The sequence below is a fragment of the Streptococcus timonensis genome (assembly GCF_047463455.1).
Taxonomy (GTDB): Bacteria; Bacillota; Bacilli; order Lactobacillales; family Streptococcaceae; genus Streptococcus; species Streptococcus timonensis_B.
This window is the reverse complement of sequence record NZ_JASHDV010000004.1, coordinates 17594-33364: the sequence shown is the minus strand read 5'-3', so window position 1 is coordinate 33364 and position 15771 is coordinate 17594. Positions and strand designations below refer to the sequence as shown.

The 15771-nt window shown below is 40.0% G+C and carries 29 protein-coding genes; all 29 read left to right on the top strand.

The genetic code is table 11. From position 1 onward, the window contains the following. Nucleotides 1-9: 9 nt before the first annotated feature. The 29 genes from rplD (at nt 10) to QM847_RS06890 (ending at nt 15538) form a co-directional block, all read left to right on the top strand. Nucleotides 10-633 (top strand): 50S ribosomal protein L4, encoded by a 624-nt coding sequence (gene rplD / locus QM847_RS07030; RefSeq protein WP_000024549.1) that lies wholly within the window; start codon nt 10-12, stop codon nt 631-633. Then, nucleotides 633-929, top strand: a complete 297-nt coding sequence (locus QM847_RS07025) for a 50S ribosomal protein L23 (protein ID WP_269798442.1) — start codon at nt 633-635, stop codon at nt 927-929. Before rplD ends, QM847_RS07025 begins: the two co-directional genes overlap by 1 nt. A 17-nt stretch (nt 930-946) precedes the next feature. Then, a complete protein-coding gene (rplB, locus tag QM847_RS07020; protein WP_075228994.1) occupies nt 947-1780 on the top strand; it encodes a 50S ribosomal protein L2 in 834 nt (277 codons plus the stop codon). Nucleotides 1781-1882: 102 nt separating this feature from the next. Beyond that, on the top strand, nt 1883-2164 hold the full coding sequence (gene rpsS, locus QM847_RS07015) for a 30S ribosomal protein S19 (RefSeq protein WP_000533766.1): 282 nt from the start codon (nt 1883-1885) through the stop codon (nt 2162-2164). Between the two features lie 11 nt (nt 2165-2175). After that, entirely contained in the window at nt 2176-2520 is a 345-nt protein-coding gene (rplV, locus tag QM847_RS07010) for a 50S ribosomal protein L22 (RefSeq protein WP_000818137.1), read from the top strand. 12 nt (nt 2521-2532) lie between these two features. Next, the gene (gene rpsC, locus QM847_RS07005; protein ID WP_000529936.1) at nt 2533-3186 is read left to right on the top strand and encodes a 30S ribosomal protein S3; all 654 of its coding nucleotides are present in this window, start codon (nt 2533-2535) and stop codon (nt 3184-3186) included. A gap of 3 nt (nt 3187-3189) precedes the next feature. Then, complete coding sequence (gene rplP / locus QM847_RS07000) at nt 3190-3603, top strand: 50S ribosomal protein L16 (protein ID WP_000960948.1); 414 nt, start codon at nt 3190-3192, stop codon at nt 3601-3603. Nucleotides 3604-3612: 9 nt separating this feature from the next. Next, nucleotides 3613-3819, top strand: a complete 207-nt coding sequence (rpmC, locus tag QM847_RS06995) for a 50S ribosomal protein L29 (protein WP_000772918.1) — start codon at nt 3613-3615, stop codon at nt 3817-3819. 23 nt (nt 3820-3842) lie between these two features. After that, nucleotides 3843-4103 carry a 30S ribosomal protein S17 gene (rpsQ, locus tag QM847_RS06990; RefSeq protein WP_000440801.1) on the top strand — a complete coding sequence of 87 codons (261 nt, stop codon included), beginning with the start codon at nt 3843-3845 and terminating at the stop codon, nt 4101-4103. Between the two features lie 25 nt (nt 4104-4128). Next, entirely contained in the window at nt 4129-4497 is a 369-nt protein-coding gene (rplN, locus tag QM847_RS06985) for a 50S ribosomal protein L14 (protein WP_000616548.1), read from the top strand. Between the two features lie 80 nt (nt 4498-4577). After that, nucleotides 4578-4883 carry a 50S ribosomal protein L24 gene (gene rplX, locus QM847_RS06980; RefSeq protein WP_414354729.1) on the top strand — a complete coding sequence of 102 codons (306 nt, stop codon included), beginning with the start codon at nt 4578-4580 and terminating at the stop codon, nt 4881-4883. A 23-nt stretch (nt 4884-4906) separates the two neighbouring features. Next, nucleotides 4907-5449 (top strand): 50S ribosomal protein L5, encoded by a 543-nt coding sequence (gene rplE / locus QM847_RS06975; protein ID WP_000013542.1) that lies wholly within the window; start codon nt 4907-4909, stop codon nt 5447-5449. Between the two features lie 17 nt (nt 5450-5466). Beyond that, nucleotides 5467-5652, top strand: a complete 186-nt coding sequence (locus QM847_RS06970; protein ID WP_001085699.1) for a type Z 30S ribosomal protein S14 — start codon at nt 5467-5469, stop codon at nt 5650-5652. Nucleotides 5653-5936: 284 nt separating this feature from the next. Further along, nucleotides 5937-6335 (top strand): 30S ribosomal protein S8, encoded by a 399-nt coding sequence (gene rpsH, locus QM847_RS06965; RefSeq protein ID WP_000245504.1) that lies wholly within the window; start codon nt 5937-5939, stop codon nt 6333-6335. A gap of 300 nt (nt 6336-6635) precedes the next feature. Then, nucleotides 6636-7172 carry a 50S ribosomal protein L6 gene (gene rplF / locus QM847_RS06960; RefSeq protein WP_075565061.1) on the top strand — a complete coding sequence of 179 codons (537 nt, stop codon included), beginning with the start codon at nt 6636-6638 and terminating at the stop codon, nt 7170-7172. An 83-nt stretch (nt 7173-7255) separates the two neighbouring features. Continuing rightward, a complete protein-coding gene (gene rplR / locus QM847_RS06955) occupies nt 7256-7612 on the top strand; it encodes a 50S ribosomal protein L18 (RefSeq protein WP_004251098.1) in 357 nt (118 codons plus the stop codon). Nucleotides 7613-7629: 17 nt separating this feature from the next. Further along, nucleotides 7630-8124, top strand: a complete 495-nt coding sequence (rpsE, locus tag QM847_RS06950) for a 30S ribosomal protein S5 (protein ID WP_000874196.1) — start codon at nt 7630-7632, stop codon at nt 8122-8124. 13 nt (nt 8125-8137) lie between these two features. Next, nucleotides 8138-8320, top strand: coding sequence for a 50S ribosomal protein L30 (gene rpmD / locus QM847_RS06945; protein WP_000057241.1), 183 nt, complete (start codon nt 8138-8140; stop codon nt 8318-8320). Nucleotides 8321-8465: 145 nt separating this feature from the next. After that, complete coding sequence (gene rplO / locus QM847_RS06940) at nt 8466-8906, top strand: 50S ribosomal protein L15 (protein ID WP_250307901.1); 441 nt, start codon at nt 8466-8468, stop codon at nt 8904-8906. Nucleotides 8907-8918: 12 nt separating this feature from the next. Beyond that, nucleotides 8919-10229 carry a preprotein translocase subunit SecY gene (gene secY, locus QM847_RS06935; RefSeq protein ID WP_250307902.1) on the top strand — a complete coding sequence of 437 codons (1311 nt, stop codon included), beginning with the start codon at nt 8919-8921 and terminating at the stop codon, nt 10227-10229. A 156-nt stretch (nt 10230-10385) separates the two neighbouring features. Further along, entirely contained in the window at nt 10386-11024 is a 639-nt protein-coding gene (locus tag QM847_RS06930; RefSeq protein ID WP_269798350.1) for an adenylate kinase, read from the top strand. A 117-nt stretch (nt 11025-11141) separates the two neighbouring features. Next, the gene (gene infA / locus QM847_RS06925; protein WP_001029883.1) at nt 11142-11360 is read left to right on the top strand and encodes a translation initiation factor IF-1; all 219 of its coding nucleotides are present in this window, start codon (nt 11142-11144) and stop codon (nt 11358-11360) included. Between the two features lie 24 nt (nt 11361-11384). Beyond that, nucleotides 11385-11501, top strand: coding sequence for a 50S ribosomal protein L36 (rpmJ, locus tag QM847_RS06920; RefSeq protein ID WP_001808836.1), 117 nt, complete (start codon nt 11385-11387; stop codon nt 11499-11501). A 17-nt stretch (nt 11502-11518) separates the two neighbouring features. After that, nucleotides 11519-11884, top strand: coding sequence for a 30S ribosomal protein S13 (gene rpsM / locus QM847_RS06915; protein ID WP_004251117.1), 366 nt, complete (start codon nt 11519-11521; stop codon nt 11882-11884). 17 nt (nt 11885-11901) lie between these two features. Continuing rightward, nucleotides 11902-12285 carry a 30S ribosomal protein S11 gene (gene rpsK, locus QM847_RS06910; RefSeq protein WP_001118386.1) on the top strand — a complete coding sequence of 128 codons (384 nt, stop codon included), beginning with the start codon at nt 11902-11904 and terminating at the stop codon, nt 12283-12285. 43 nt (nt 12286-12328) lie between these two features. Continuing rightward, nucleotides 12329-13264: a DNA-directed RNA polymerase subunit alpha gene (locus QM847_RS06905; RefSeq protein WP_269798351.1), complete on the top strand. Its 936-nt coding sequence runs from the start codon at nt 12329-12331 to the stop codon at nt 13262-13264. Nucleotides 13265-13275: 11 nt separating this feature from the next. Further along, on the top strand, nt 13276-13662 hold the full coding sequence (gene rplQ / locus QM847_RS06900; RefSeq protein WP_261076466.1) for a 50S ribosomal protein L17: 387 nt from the start codon (nt 13276-13278) through the stop codon (nt 13660-13662). Between the two features lie 262 nt (nt 13663-13924). Then, nucleotides 13925-14191, top strand: coding sequence for an ACT domain-containing protein (locus QM847_RS06895; RefSeq protein ID WP_269798352.1), 267 nt, complete (start codon nt 13925-13927; stop codon nt 14189-14191). A 9-nt stretch (nt 14192-14200) separates the two neighbouring features. Further along, nucleotides 14201-15538, top strand: coding sequence for a PFL family protein (locus tag QM847_RS06890; RefSeq protein ID WP_414354725.1), 1338 nt, complete (start codon nt 14201-14203; stop codon nt 15536-15538). Nucleotides 15539-15771: the final 233 nt, after the last annotated feature.

Genomic DNA, 15771 nt, shown 5'->3' with positions numbered 1-15771 from the left:
ACAGTCAAAATGGCAAATGTAACATTATTCGACCAAACTGGTAAACAAGCGGGCGAAGTTGTTCTTAACGATGCAATCTTTGGTATCGAACCAAACCAATCTGTTGTGTTTGATGTGATCATCAGCCAACGCGCTAGCCTTCGTCAAGGAACTCACGCAGTTAAGAACCGCTCAGCTGTTTCAGGTGGCGGACGCAAACCATGGCGTCAAAAAGGAACTGGACGTGCTCGTCAAGGTTCTATCCGCTCTCCACAATGGCGTGGTGGTGGAATCGTCTTCGGACCAACTCCACGTAGCTATGCGTACAAACTTCCTCAAAAAGTTCGTCGCCTTGCACTTAAATCTGTTTACTCAGAAAAAGTTGCTGAAAACAAATTTGTAGCCGTTGATTCTCTTGAATTTACAGCTCCAAAAACTGCTGAATTTGCAAAAGTTCTTGCAGCTTTGAGCATCGATTCTAAAGTCCTTGTTATTCTTGAAGAAGGAAACGAATTCGCAGCTCTTTCAGCTCGTAACCTTCCAAACGTGAAAGTTGCGACTGCTACAACTGCAAGTGTTCTTGACATCGCAAATAGTGACAAACTCCTTGTTACTCAAGCAGCTATCTCTAAAATCGAGGAGGTTCTTGCATAATGAATTTGTATGATGTTATCAAAAAACCTGTTATCACTGAAAGCTCAATGGCTCAACTTGAAGCAGGCAAATATGTATTTGAAGTTGACACTCGTGCACACAAACTTTTGATCAAGCAAGCTGTTGAAGCTGCTTTCGAAGGTGTTAAAGTTGCAAATGTTAACACAATCAACGTAAAACCAAAAGCAAAACGTGTTGGACGTTACGCTGGTTTCACTAACAAAACTAAAAAAGCTATCATCACGCTTGCAGCTGATTCTAAAGCAATCGAGTTGTTCGCAGCTGAAGCTGAATAATCTAAGGAGGAAATATCGTGGGAATTCGTGTTTATAAACCAACAACAAACGGTCGCCGTAATATGACTTCTTTGGATTTCGCTGAAATCACAACAAGCACACCGGAAAAATCATTGCTTGTTGCTTTGAAGAAACAGGCTGGTCGTAACAACAACGGTCGAATCACTGTTCGTCACCACGGTGGGGGACACAAACGTTTCTACCGTTTGGTTGACTTCAAACGTAACAAAGATAACGTTGAAGCAGTTGTTAAAACTATCGAGTACGATCCAAACCGTTCTGCAAACATCGCTCTTGTACATTACACTGACGGTGTAAAAGCTTACATTATCGCTCCAAAAGGTCTTGAAGTTGGTCAACGTATCGTTTCAGGTCCAGAAGCTGATATTAAAGTAGGTAACGCTCTTCCACTTGCTAACATCCCAGTTGGTACTTTGGTTCACAACATTGAGTTGAAACCTGGCCGCGGTGGTGAATTGGTTCGTGCTGCTGGAGCTTCAGCTCAAGTATTGGGTCAAGAAGGTAAATACGTGCTTGTTCGTCTTCAATCAGGTGAAGTTCGTATGATTCTTGGAACTTGTCGTGCTACAGTTGGTGTTGTCGGAAACGAACAACATGGACTTGTAAACCTTGGTAAAGCAGGACGAAGCCGTTGGAAAGGTATCCGCCCAACAGTTCGTGGTTCTGTAATGAACCCTAACGATCACCCACACGGTGGTGGTGAAGGTAAAGCACCAGTTGGTCGTAAAGCACCATCAACTCCATGGGGCAAACCTGCTCTTGGTCTTAAAACTCGTAACAAGAAAGCGAAATCTGACAAACTTATCGTTCGTCGTCGCAACGAGAAATAATTTTAAACTAGTCGCTTAAGTGCTAGATAATCCGCCAGCTCGGTAGTGCTCCATGAGAGCACAAGCCGCTGTGGTACAACATTTAAAGGAGAAAAAATAAAAATGGGACGCAGTCTTAAAAAAGGACCTTTCGTCGATGAGCATTTGATGAAAAAAGTTGAAGCTCAAGCTAATGACGAAAAGAAAAAAGTTATTAAAACTTGGTCACGTCGTTCAACGATTTTCCCAAGTTTCATTGGTTACACAATTGCAGTATACGATGGACGTAAACACGTACCTGTTTACATCCAAGAAGACATGGTAGGTCACAAACTTGGTGAATTTGCACCAACTCGTACTTACAAAGGTCACGCTGCAGACGACAAGAAAACACGTAGAAAATAAGGAGAACATAAATGGCAGAAATTACTTCAGCTAAAGCAATGGCTCGTACAGTACGTGTTTCACCTCGTAAATCACGTCTTGTTCTTGACAACATTCGTGGTAAAAGCGTAGCCGATGCTATTGCAATCTTGACATTCACTCCAAACAAAGCTGCTGAAATCATCTTGAAAGTTTTGAACTCAGCTGTAGCTAACGCTGAAAACAACTTTGGTTTGGATAAAGCTAACTTGGTAGTATCTGAAGCATTCGCAAATGAAGGACCAACTATGAAACGTTTCCGTCCACGTGCGAAAGGTTCAGCTTCACCAATTAACAAACGTACAGCTCACATCACTGTGGCTGTTGCAGAAAAATAAGGAGGTAAAATCGTGGGTCAAAAAGTACATCCAATTGGTATGCGTGTCGGCATCATCCGTGATTGGGATGCCAAATGGTATGCTGAAAAAGAATACGCGGATTACCTTCATGAAGATCTTGCAATCCGTAAATTCGTTCAAAAAGAACTAGCTGACGCAGCAGTTTCAACTATTGAAATCGAACGCGCAGTAAACAAAGTTAACGTTTCACTTCACACTGCTAAACCAGGTATGGTTATCGGTAAAGGTGGTGCTAACGTTGATGCACTCCGTGCAAAACTTAACAAATTGACTGGAAAACAAGTACACATTAACATCATCGAAATCAAACAACCTGATTTGGATGCTCACCTTGTTGGTGAAGGAATTGCTCGTCAATTGGAGCAACGTGTTGCTTTCCGTCGTGCACAAAAACAAGCAATCCAACGTGCTATGCGTGCTGGAGCTAAAGGAATCAAAACTCAAGTATCAGGTCGTTTGAACGGTGCAGATATTGCCCGTGCTGAAGGATACTCTGAAGGAACAGTTCCACTTCACACACTTCGCGCAGATATCGATTACGCTTGGGAAGAAGCAGATACTACATACGGTAAACTTGGTGTTAAAGTATGGATCTACCGTGGTGAAGTTCTTCCAGCTCGTAAAAACACTAAAGGAGGTAAATAACCAATGTTAGTACCTAAACGTGTTAAACACCGTCGTGAATTCCGTGGTAAAATGCGCGGTGAAGCTAAAGGTGGAAAAGAAGTAGCATTCGGTGAATACGGTCTTCAAGCTACAACTAGCCACTGGATCACTAACCGCCAAATCGAGGCTGCTCGTATCGCCATGACTCGTTACATGAAACGTGGTGGTAAAGTTTGGATTAAAATCTTCCCACACAAATCATACACAGCTAAAGCTATCGGGGTTCGTATGGGATCTGGTAAAGGGGCACCTGAAGGTTGGGTAGCACCAGTTAAACGTGGTAAAGTAATGTTTGAAGTTGCTGGTGTATCTGAAGAGATCGCTCGCGAAGCGCTTCGTCTTGCAAGCCACAAATTGCCAGTTAAATGTAAATTCGTAAAACGTGAAGCAGAATAAGGAGAAGGCATGAAACTTAATGAAGTAAAAGAATTTGTTAAAGAACTTCGTGGTCTTTCTCAAGAAGAACTCGCGAAGCGCGAAAACGAATTGAAAAAAGAATTGTTCGAACTTCGTTTCCAAGCTGCTACTGGTCAATTAGAACAAACAGCTCGCTTGAAAGAAGTTAAAAAACAAATCGCTCGTATCAAAACAGTTCAATCTGAAGCGAAATAATAGACTAGGGAAGGAGAATTTCAATGGAACGCAATAATCGTAAAGTTCTTGTTGGACGTGTTGTATCTGACAAAATGGACAAGACAATCACAGTTGTAGTTGAAACAAAACGTAACCACCCAGTCTATGGTAAACGTATTAACTACTCTAAAAAATACAAAGCACATGATGAAAACAATGTTGCCAAAGAAGGCGATATCGTACGTATCATGGAAACTCGCCCGCTTTCAGCTACAAAACGTTTCCGTCTTGTAGAAGTTGTTGAAGAAGCGGTTATCATCTAATCAAGCCTGAAAGGAGAAAACTGAAATGATTCAAACAGAAACTCGTTTGAAAGTCGCAGACAACAGCGGTGCACGCGAAATCTTGACTATCAAAGTTCTTGGTGGTTCTAAACGTAAATTTGCGAACATCGGTGATGTTATTGTGGCATCTGTAAAACAAGCTACTCCTGGTGGTGCGGTTAAAAAAGGTGACGTTGTTAAAGCAGTTATCGTTCGTACTAAATCAGGTGCTCGTCGTGCTGATGGTTCATACATCAAGTTTGACGAAAATGCAGCAGTTATCATCCGTGAAGACAAAACTCCTCGCGGAACACGTATCTTTGGACCAGTTGCACGTGAATTGCGTGAAGGTGGTTTCATGAAGATCGTATCACTTGCTCCAGAAGTACTTTAATTTTTAAAAAAACAAACTAGTCCCCTGGATTACTTTCCAGGGTGCCCTTATGGGCGTAAGAAAAATCAAGGAGAAATCTAATGTTTGTAAAAAAAGGCGACAAAGTTCGCGTAATCGCTGGTAAAGATAAGGGAACAGAAGCTGTTGTCCTTACTGCCCTTCCAAAAGTAAACAAAGTTATCGTTGAAGGTGTTAACATCGTTAAGAAACACCAACGTCCAACTAACGAGCTTCCTCAAGGTGGTATCATCGAGAAAGAAGCAGCTATCCATGTATCAAACGTTCAAGTCTTGGACAAGAACGGTGTAGCTGGACGCGTTGGTTATAAACTTGTAGACGGCAAAAAAGTTCGCTACAACAAAAAATCAGGCGAAGTGCTTGATTAATCACGAAGGAAAGGAGAAGTATAATGGCAAATCGTTTAAAAGAAAAATATCTTAATGAAGTAGTTCCTGCTTTGACAGAACAATTCAACTACTCATCAGTGATGGCTGTGCCTAAAGTAGATAAAATCGTTTTGAACATGGGTGTTGGTGAAGCTGTATCAAACGCTAAAAGTCTTGAAAAAGCTGCTGAAGAATTGGCGCTTATCTCAGGTCAAAAACCACTTATCACTAAAGCTAAAAAATCAATCGCCGGCTTCCGTCTTCGTGAAGGTGTTGCGATCGGTGCAAAAGTTACCCTTCGTGGTGAACGTATGTACGAATTCTTGGACAAATTGGTATCTGTTTCACTTCCACGTGTTCGTGACTTCCACGGTGTTCCTACAAAATCTTTTGATGGACGCGGAAACTACACACTTGGTGTGAAAGAACAATTGATCTTCCCAGAAATCAACTTTGATGACGTTGACAAAACTCGTGGTCTTGACATCGTTATCGTAACTACTGCTAACACTGACGAAGAGTCACGTGCATTGCTTACAGGCCTTGGAATGCCTTTTGCAAAATAATATAGGAGGTATAACTAATGGCTAAAAAATCTATGATTGCTAAGAACAAACGCCCAGCGAAGTTCTCTACTCAAGCATACACTCGCTGTGAACGTTGTGGACGTCCACACTCAGTTTACCGCAAGTTTAAACTTTGCCGTGTTTGCTTCCGTGAATTGGCATATAAAGGTCAAATCCCTGGTGTAACAAAAGCATCTTGGTAATTTAAGATATCAAGGGCGTCAAAACTCAAAGTGAAAATAGGAAACTTGGCGAAGAAACTTTAGTTTCTAGAAAAGTTTATCTTTTTCACACAGAGTTTAGCCCGAGTTCAGTTTGGCTAGCCAATTTGAACACGAGCTACAGCTTTGGCAAAAAAGACCAATTCGTTTTGGAGCATGGCTCCTGCATCAAATTGCCTATTTTTGCTCTTGCTGTTACGCTCTCTGTATCATGTATTAACTAGCAAGTGCAACTTGCAAACTACTAGTAAGAGGAGAAAAATAAAATGGTTATGACTGACCCAATTGCAGACTTCTTAACTCGTATTCGTAACGCTAACCAAGCAAAACACGAAGTACTTGAAGTACCTGCATCAAACATCAAAAAAGGGATTGCTGAAATCCTTAAACGCGAAGGTTTTGTTAAGAACGTAGAAATCATCGAAGATGACAAACAAGGCATCATCCGTGTATTCCTTAAATACGGACCAAACGGTGAAAAAGTTATCACTAACTTGAAACGTGTTTCTAAACCAGGACTTCGTGTCTACAAAAAACGTGAAGATCTTCCAAAAGTACTTAACGGTCTTGGAATTGCTATCCTTTCAACTTCAGAAGGTTTGCTTACTGATAAAGAAGCTCGCCAAAAGAATGTTGGTGGGGAAGTTATCGCTTACGTTTGGTAATTGATGATGTGAGAGCGTTAAAAGAATGCAGTGAAAATAGGAAGTTTGTAGCAGGAGCGATGCTCCAAGACAAACTTATCTTTTTCACCAAATTCTTAGCTCGAACTCAAATCAAGATACAGAGCTCGTAAAGAACAAAGCAAAATTAGGAAGTTGGAGCAGTTTGTTTATAAACAAGCCAACTTATCTATTTTGCACAGTTCTTAGAGCGTGTTCAGTTCAGCTCTTGAACTAAATAAGTATCTAAACCCCGTGAAAACTGGCCTTTATGGCCTGACAATTTAACAGGAGAATAAAAACATGTCACGTATTGGTAATAAAGTTATCGTGTTGCCTGCTGGTGTTGAACTCACTAACAATGACAACGTTGTAACTGTAAAAGGACCTAAAGGAGAACTTACTCGTGAGTTCTCAAAAGATATTGAAATCCGTGTGGAAGGTACTGAAGTAACTCTTCACCGTCCAAACGATTCAAAAGAAATGAAAACTATCCACGGAACTACTCGTGCACTTTTGAACAACATGGTTATTGGTGTTTCAGAAGGATTCAAGAAAGAACTTGAAATGCGTGGGGTTGGTTACCGTGCTCAACTTCAAGGAAACAAACTTGTTTTGGCTGTTGGTAAATCACATCCAGATGAAGTTGAAGCTCCAGCAGGAATTACTTTTGAACTTCCAAACCCAACGACTATCGTTATCAGCGGAATTTCAAAAGAAGTAGTTGGTCAAACAGCTGCTTACGTTCGTAGCCTTCGTTCACCAGAACCATACAAAGGTAAAGGTATCCGTTACGTTGGCGAATATGTTCGTCTTAAAGAAGGTAAAACTGGTAAATAGTGTTGAGTGGTTGATTTTCAACCACCAACCTCATTACCAACTTTGTGCATAGCACACGATTTAAAATTAAAGAGGTGAAAACTGTGATTTCTAAACCAGATAAAAACAAACTCCGCCAAAAACGCCACCGTCGCGTTCGCGGAAAACTCTCTGGAACTGCTGATCGCCCACGTTTGAACGTATTCCGTTCTAATACAGGCATCTACGCTCAAGTTATTGATGACGTAGCGGGTGTAACGCTCGCAAGTGCTTCAACTCTTGACAAAGAAGTTTCAAAAGGAACTAAAACTGAACAAGCCGTTGCTGTCGGTAAACTCGTTGCAGAACGTGCAAGTGCTAAAGGTATTTCAGAAGTGGTGTTCGACCGCGGTGGATATCTATATCACGGACGTGTGAAAGCTTTGGCTGATGCAGCTCGTGAAAACGGATTGAAATTCTAATAGGAGGACACTAGAAAATGGCATTTAAAGACAATGCAGTTGAATTTGAAGAACGCGTAGTTGCTGTTAACCGTGTTACAAAAGTTGTTAAAGGTGGACGCCGTCTACGTTTTGCAGCTCTTGTAGTTGTTGGTGACCACAATGGTCGCGTAGGATTTGGTACTGGTAAAGCTCAAGAAGTTCCAGAAGCAATCCGTAAAGCAGTAGACGATGCTAAGAAAAACTTGATCGAAGTTCCTATGGTTGGAACAACAATCCCACACGAAGTTCTTTCAGAATTCGGTGGAGCTAAAGTATTGTTGAAACCAGCTGTAGAAGGTTCTGGAGTTGCCGCTGGTGGTGCGGTTCGTGCCGTTGTGGAATTGGCGGGTGTTGCTGATATTACATCTAAATCACTTGGCTCTAACACTCCAATCAACATTGTTCGTGCAACTGTTGAAGGTTTGAAACAATTGAAACGCGCTGAAGAAGTTGCTGCCCTTCGTGGTATTTCAGTTTCTGATTTGGCATAAGAAAGGGGATAAAATGGCTCAAATTAAAATTACTTTGACTAAGTCTCCAATCGGACGCATTCCATCACAACGTAAAACTGTTGTAGCACTTGGACTTGGCAAATTGAACAGCTCTGTTATTAAAGAAGATAACGCTGCTATCCGTGGTATGATCACTGCAGTATCTCACTTGGTAACAGTTGAAGAAGTAAACTAATAAAATTTTAGGGGATGTGCATAAGACCATCCCCTAAAACTAGATATAGTCATCTTAAATGACTCAGTATAGGCGAGTTGATAGTTGAGACAACCTTTTCTCTCTTATCGGCGCTAGCATTTTACAAAAGAGGAGAAAATATATAATGAAACTTCATGAATTGAAACCTGCAGAAGGTTCTCGTAAAAATCGTAACCGTGTAGGTCGTGGTACTTCATCAGGTAACGGTAAAACATCTGGTCGTGGTCAAAAAGGTCAAAAAGCTCGTAGCGGTGGCGGAGTACGCCTTGGTTTTGAAGGTGGACAAACTCCATTGTTCCGTCGTCTTCCAAAACGTGGATTTACAAACATCAACGCTAAAGAATATGCTATTGTAAACCTTGATCAATTGAACGCCTTTGATGACGGTGCTGAAGTAACTCCAGTGGTACTTGTAGAATCAGGAATTGTTAAAGCTGAAAAATCAGGTATTAAGATTCTTGGTAACGGTGAGTTGACTAAGAAGTTGACTGTTAAAGCTGCTAAATTCTCTAAATCAGCTGAAGAAGCTATCACTGCTAAAGGTGGTTCAGTTGAAGTCATCTAAGAGAGGTGACCTATGTTTTTTAAATTACTGAGAGAAGCACTCAAAGTTAAACAAGTGCGATCAAAAATTTTATTTACAATTTTTATTGTCCTTGTATTTCGTATCGGAACTAGTATCACTGTTCCTTGGGTAAATGCCAATAGCTTAAACGCTTTGAGCGGTTTATCCTTCTTAAATATGTTAAGCTTGGTGTCAGGTAATGCCATGAAAAACTTCTCAGTTTTTGCGCTTGGTGTTAGTCCTTACATTACCGCTTCAATCGTTGTTCAACTTCTACAAATGGATTTATTGCCAAAGTTTGTAGAGTGGGGGAAACAAGGGGAAGTTGGTCGAAGAAAGTTAAATCAAGCAACTCGATATATTGCGCTTGTACTTGCATTTGTTCAATCTATCGGAATTACTGCTGGATTTAACGCTCTTTCAGGAGCTAAACTTTTAACTACTGACTTGACTCCGCAAGTTTTTATTATGATTGGTATCATTTTAACTGCGGGAAGTATGATAGTAACTTGGTTGGGAGAGCAGATTACAGATAAAGGATACGGTAACGGTGTGTCAATGATCATCTTTGCCGGAATTGTTGCTTCAATTCCTGACATGATTAAAGGCATCTATGTTGATTACTTTGTCAATGTACCGAGTGATCGCTTCACTTCGTCACTAATCTTTGTTGGTATTTTAATTGTTGCAGTTTTGTTGATTATCTATTTCACAACGTACGTGCAACAAGCTGAATACAAAATCCCAATCCAATATACAAAGGTAGCACAGGGTGCACCATCTAGTTCATATCTTCCATTGAAGATAAATCCAGCTGGAGTTATTCCTGTTATCTTTGCTAGTTCCATTACAGCAGCGCCAGCAGCAATACTTCAGTTTGTAAGTGCAACTGGACTAAACTGGGAATGGGTTCGTACTGCTCAAGAGATGTTATCTACATCAGCGCCTACAGGAATTGCTTTGTATGCTCTGCTAATTATTCTCTTCACTTTCTTCTATACATTCGTACAGATTAATCCAGAGAAAGCTGCAGAAAACTTACAAAAGAGTGGGGCCTATATCCACGGTGTCCGTCCTGGTAAAGGAACAGAAGAGTATATGTCAAAACTTCTTCGTCGCCTTGCAACAGTAGGTTCACTTTTCCTTGGTGTGATTTCTATCTTACCAATCGTAGCTAAAGATTTATTTGGTCTCTCAGAAGTTGTCGCTTTTGGGGGAACAAGTTTGCTAATCATTATCTCTACAGGTATTGAAGGAATTAAGCAGTTAGAAGGATATCTATTGAAACGTAAATATGTTGGCTTCATGGATAGAACAGAATAAATGTAATAGAAATATTCATTCACTATTACTTAGAGAGTGGAGTGTAAAAATCAAAGACCTTGTCAGATTTTTTACTCCTCTCTTCTATTTTGTTTTTAAGTAAGAGTAGAAAAATATTTGTACTTCTACTTAAAAATAAAATAAGGAGATTAAATCATGAATCTTTTGATTATGGGATTACCTGGAGCAGGTAAAGGCACACAAGCAGCAAAGATTGTAGAACAATTTAACGTTGCCCATATCTCTACAGGGGATATGTTCCGTGCAGCTATGGCCAACCAAACCGAAATGGGTGTTCTTGCTAAATCTTATATCGATAAAGGAGAGCTAGTTCCAGATGAAGTTACAAATGGCATCGTCAAAGAACGTTTGGCTCAAGATGATATTAAGGAAAGAGGATTCCTTTTGGATGGTTTCCCACGTACTATTGAACAAGCGCATGCTTTGGATCAAATTTTAGCAGATCTTGGTATTGAACTCGAAGGGGTTATTAATATCGAAGTGAACCCGGATTCACTCTTGGAACGATTGAGCGGTCGTATTATCCACCGTGTCACTGGAGAAACTTTCCATAAGGTATTTAATCCACCAGTTAATTATAAAGAGGAAGATTATTACCAACGAGAAGACGATAAACCAGAGACTGTCAAGCGTCGTTTAGATGTGAATATCGCTCAAGGTGAACCTATTATTGCTTACTATCGCAACAAAGGTTTGGTGCACGATATCCAAGGAAACAAGGATATTAATGAAGTCTTTGCAGATATCGAAAAAGTATTGACAAATTTGAAATAAAAGCGTTTTTCATGCTTGCAAAATGTCTCTACAAATGTTATACTGAGTTAGTCTGACTTATAATTGTTGTCTCTGTGTCTAGAGGCATCAAATCGAAATTTATGGAGGTACTTTTGCGTGGCAAAAGACGATGTGATTGAAGTTGAAGGTAAAGTAGTTGATACTATGCCTAATGCAATGTTTACGGTTGAACTTGAAAATGGACATCAGATTTTAGCAACAGTTTCTGGTAAAATTCGTAAAAACTATATTCGTATTTTAGCGGGAGATCGTGTTACTGTTGAAATGAGTCCATACGACTTGACACGTGGACGTATCACTTACCGCTTTAAATAATCGAAAAACTTGGAGGGATAAGAAATGAAAGTAAGACCATCGGTCAAACCAATTTGCGAATACTGTAAAGTAATTCGTCGTAATGGTCGTGTTATGGTAATTTGCCCAGCGAATCCAAAACACAAACAACGTCAAGGATAAGATAGAAAGGAGAAAACATGGCTCGTATTGCTGGAGTTGATATTCCAAATGACAAACGCGTAGTTATCTCATTGACTTATGTCTATGGTATCGGACTTGCAACATCTCAAAAGATTTTGGCAGCTGCTGGAGTTTCAGAAGATATTCGTGTTCGTGATCTTACATCTGATCAAGAAGATGCTATCCGTCGTGAAGTGGATGCAATCAAAGTTGAAGGTGACCTTCGTCGTGAAGTGAACTTGAACATCAAACGTTTGATGGAAATCGGTTCATACCGTGGAATCCGTCACCGTCGTGGACTTCCTGTCCGTGGACAAAACACTAAAAACAACGCTCGCACTCGTAAAGGTAAAGCTGTTGCGATTGCTGGTAAGAAAAAATAATATAGGAGGTAAAAGTCTTGGCTAAACCAACACGTAAACGTCGTGTGAAGAAGAATATCGAATCTGGTATTGCTCATATTCACGCTACATTTAATAACACTATTGTTATGATTACTGATGTGCATGGTAATGCAATTTCTTGGTCATCAGCTGGTGCTCTTGGTTTTAAAGGTTCTCGTAAATCTACACCATTTGCTGCTCAAATGGCTTCAGAAGCTGCTGCTAAATCTGCACAAGAACACGGTCTTAAATCAGTTGAAGTTACTGTAAAAGGTCCAGGTTCTGGTCGTGAGTCAGCTATTCGTGCTCTTGCTGCCGCTGGTCTTGAAGTAACAGCAATTCGTGATGTGACTCCAGTGCCACACAATGGTGCTCGTCCTCCAAAACGTCGCCGTGTATAATCATTACCTTTACACTGCTTTTCGTTTAAGAGGGAGTAACTAAATGATCGAGTTTGAAAAACCAAATATAACAAAAATTGATGAAAATAAAGATTATGGCAAGTTTGTAATCGAACCACTTGAACGTGGTTATGGTACAACACTTGGTAACTCTCTTCGTCGTGTACTTCTTGCTTCTCTTCCAGGAGCGGCTGTTACCTCTATCGATATCGATGGTGTACTACATGAATTTGATACGATTCCAGGTGTTCGTGAAGACGTGATGCAAATCATTCTGAACATTAAAGGAATTGCGGTTAAATCTTATGTAAAAGACGAAAAGATCATTGAACTTGATGTTGAAGGACCTGCTGAAGTAACAGCTGGAGACATTTTAACTGATAGTGACATTGAAATCGTAAATCCAGATCATTATCTTTTCACAATCGGTGAGGGTTCATCATTTAAAGCGACTATGACTGTTAACAGTGGTCGTGGATATGTACCTGCTGATGAAAACAAGAGAGATAATGCACCTGTTGGAACACTTGCTGTAGATTCTATTTATACACCAGTTACAAAAGTCAACTATCAAGTTGAACCTGCTCGTGTAGGAAGCAATGATGGTTTCGACAAATTAACCCTTGAAATCTTAACAAATGGAACAATTATTCCAGAAGATGCTTTAGGGCTTTCAGCACGTATTTTGACTGAACACCTTGATTTGTTTACAAATCTTACAGAAATTGCCAAGTCAGCAGAAGTGATGAAAGAAGCAGATACTGAATCGGACGACCGTATTTTGGAACGTACGATTGAGGAACTTGATTTGTCTGTGCGTTCATATAACTGTTTAAAACGTGCTGGTATCAATACTGTGCATGATTTGACAGAAAAATCTGAAGCAGAGATGATGAAAGTAAGAAATCTTGGACGCAAGAGTTTGGAAGAAGTGAAACTCAAACTCATTGATTTGGGTCTTGGATTAAAAGATAAATAAAGGAGGAATACATGGCTTACCGTAAACTAGGACGCACTAGCTCACAACGTAAAGCAATGCTTCGCGATTTGACAACTGACCTTTTGATCAACGAATCAATCGTGACAACTGAAGCTCGTGCTAAAGAAATCCGTAAAACTGTTGAAAAAATGATTACTCTAGGTAAACGTGGTGATTTGCATGCACGTCGTCAAGCTGCTGCTTTTGTACGTAATGAAATCGCATCTGAAAACTATGATGAATCAACTGATAAGTATACTTCTACTACAGCACTTCAAAAATTGTTCTCAGAAATCGCACCTCGTTATGCTGAACGTAACGGTGGATACACTCGTATCCTTAAGACTGAACCACGTCGTGGTGATGCAGCGCCAATGGCGATTATCGAATTAGTATAAAATCATCAATTTTGTTGAGTGTTATGATGATGGAGTCTTGTGGCTCTTAGTCTAGCTCTGGTCTACCGCTAGGATTTATATCCTAGCGGGAACACTCATCATAAGATGATAGGGTAGACGCTTGTTTACGAAATTGTTTTTAGCTTAAGAACAATTTCGTAAGCAGGCGTTTTTGCGTATTTTTATCTGAAATATGCTATACTAGTGAAATAGAAAACCAAAATACTTCAGTTTGTCTAAATTTAATGAGTAGAGGGTAAGTATGAAAGCTATTATTACAGTAATTGGTAAAGATAAATCTGGGATTGTTGCTGGTGTAGCAACAAAGATTGCAGAGTTAGGATTGAATATTGATGATATTTCACAGACTGTTTTGGATGAGTATTTTACGATGATGGCTGTTGTTTCTAGTGCTAATAAACAGGATTTCACCTATCTTCGTAATGAATTTGAAGCCTTTGGTCAGACCTTGAATGTTAAGATTAATATTCAAAGTGCAGCGATTTTTGATGCTATGTATAATATCTAGGAGGTAATGATGGATATTAGACAAGTTACAGAAACTATTGCAATGATTGAAGAGCAAAATTTCGATATTCGTACCATCACCATGGGGATTTCGCTTTTGGATTGTATCGATCCAGATATTAATCGTGCTGCTGAGAAAATTTACAAAAAAATAACTACTAAGGCGGCAAATTTAGTCATTGTCGGTGATGAAATCGCTGCTGAGTTAGGTATACCCATTGTCAATAAACGTGTATCAGTAACACCAATCTCCCTAATTGGTGCTGCTACAGATGCAACAGACTATGTACCGTTAGCCAAAGCTTTGGATAGAGCAGCAAAAGAAATTGGTGTTGATTTTATTGGTGGTTTTTCTGCCTTGGTTCAAAAAGGCTACCAAAAAGGAGATGAAATACTGATCAACTCGATTCCACGTGCCTTAGCTGAAACTGATAAAGTTTGTTCTTCAGTAAATATTGGATCAACTAAGTCTGGAATCAATATGACAGCAGTTGCAGATATGGGACGAATCATTAAGGAAACTGCTAGTCTTTCTGATATGGGAGCTGCTAAACTAGTCGTTTTTGCCAATGCAGTTGAAGACAATCCTTTTATGGCAGGAGCCTTTCATGGTGTTGGCGAAGCTGATGTTATTATTAATGTTGGTGTTTCAGGTCCTGGTGTAGTCAAACGTGCCTTAGAAAAAGTTCGTGGGCAAAGCTTTGATGTAGTGGCAGAGACTGTTAAAAAGACAGCCTTCAAGATTACTCGGATTGGTCAATTAGTTGGCCAGATGGCTAGTGAAAGACTAGGAGTTGATTTTGGGATTGTTGATTTGAGTTTAGCACCTACTCCTGCAGTGGGGGATTCTGTAGCTCGGGTCCTCGAGGAAATGGGACTTGAAACAGTTGGGACTCATGGGACCACTGCCGCTTTAGCTCTTTTAAACGACCAAGTAAAAAAAGGCGGAGTAATGGCTTGCAACCAAGTCGGTGGTCTGTCAGGTGCTTTTATCCCAGTTTCAGAGGATGAGGGTATGATAGCTGCGGTGCAGAATGGTTCCCTAAATCTTGAGAAATTAGAAGCCATGACAGCTATCTGTTCAGTTGGTTTGGATATGATTGCTATCCCTGAAGATACACCTGCCGAAACCATTGCGGCCATGATCGCGGATGAGGCAGCAATTGGTGTCATTAATATGAAAACAACGGCTGTTCGTATCATTCCAAAGGGTAAAGAAGGCGATATGATTGAGTTTGGAGGCCTATTGGGGACGGCGCCAGTAATGAAGGTCAACGGGGCTTCATCAGTCGACTTTATTGCTCGTGGAGGTCAAATTCCGGCTCCAATCCATAGTTTTAAAAATTAATAAAAAAATAAAATGGTTTAAGGTCAATTTAAGGATAAGTGTGTATACTATAATCATTAAATAAAGACCTCCTAACTTTATTTAATAGAAATCCTAAACTTTTTCATAATAATCTCCTACAAAAGCCACTCGTAAGAGTGGCTTTTGTTTTATAGTCTCAAAAAGTAGTAAAATCTCATTTATTCTAATTAATTTTTTAAAATGGTTACTTTTTTGTAGTCAAATCAGTCTAA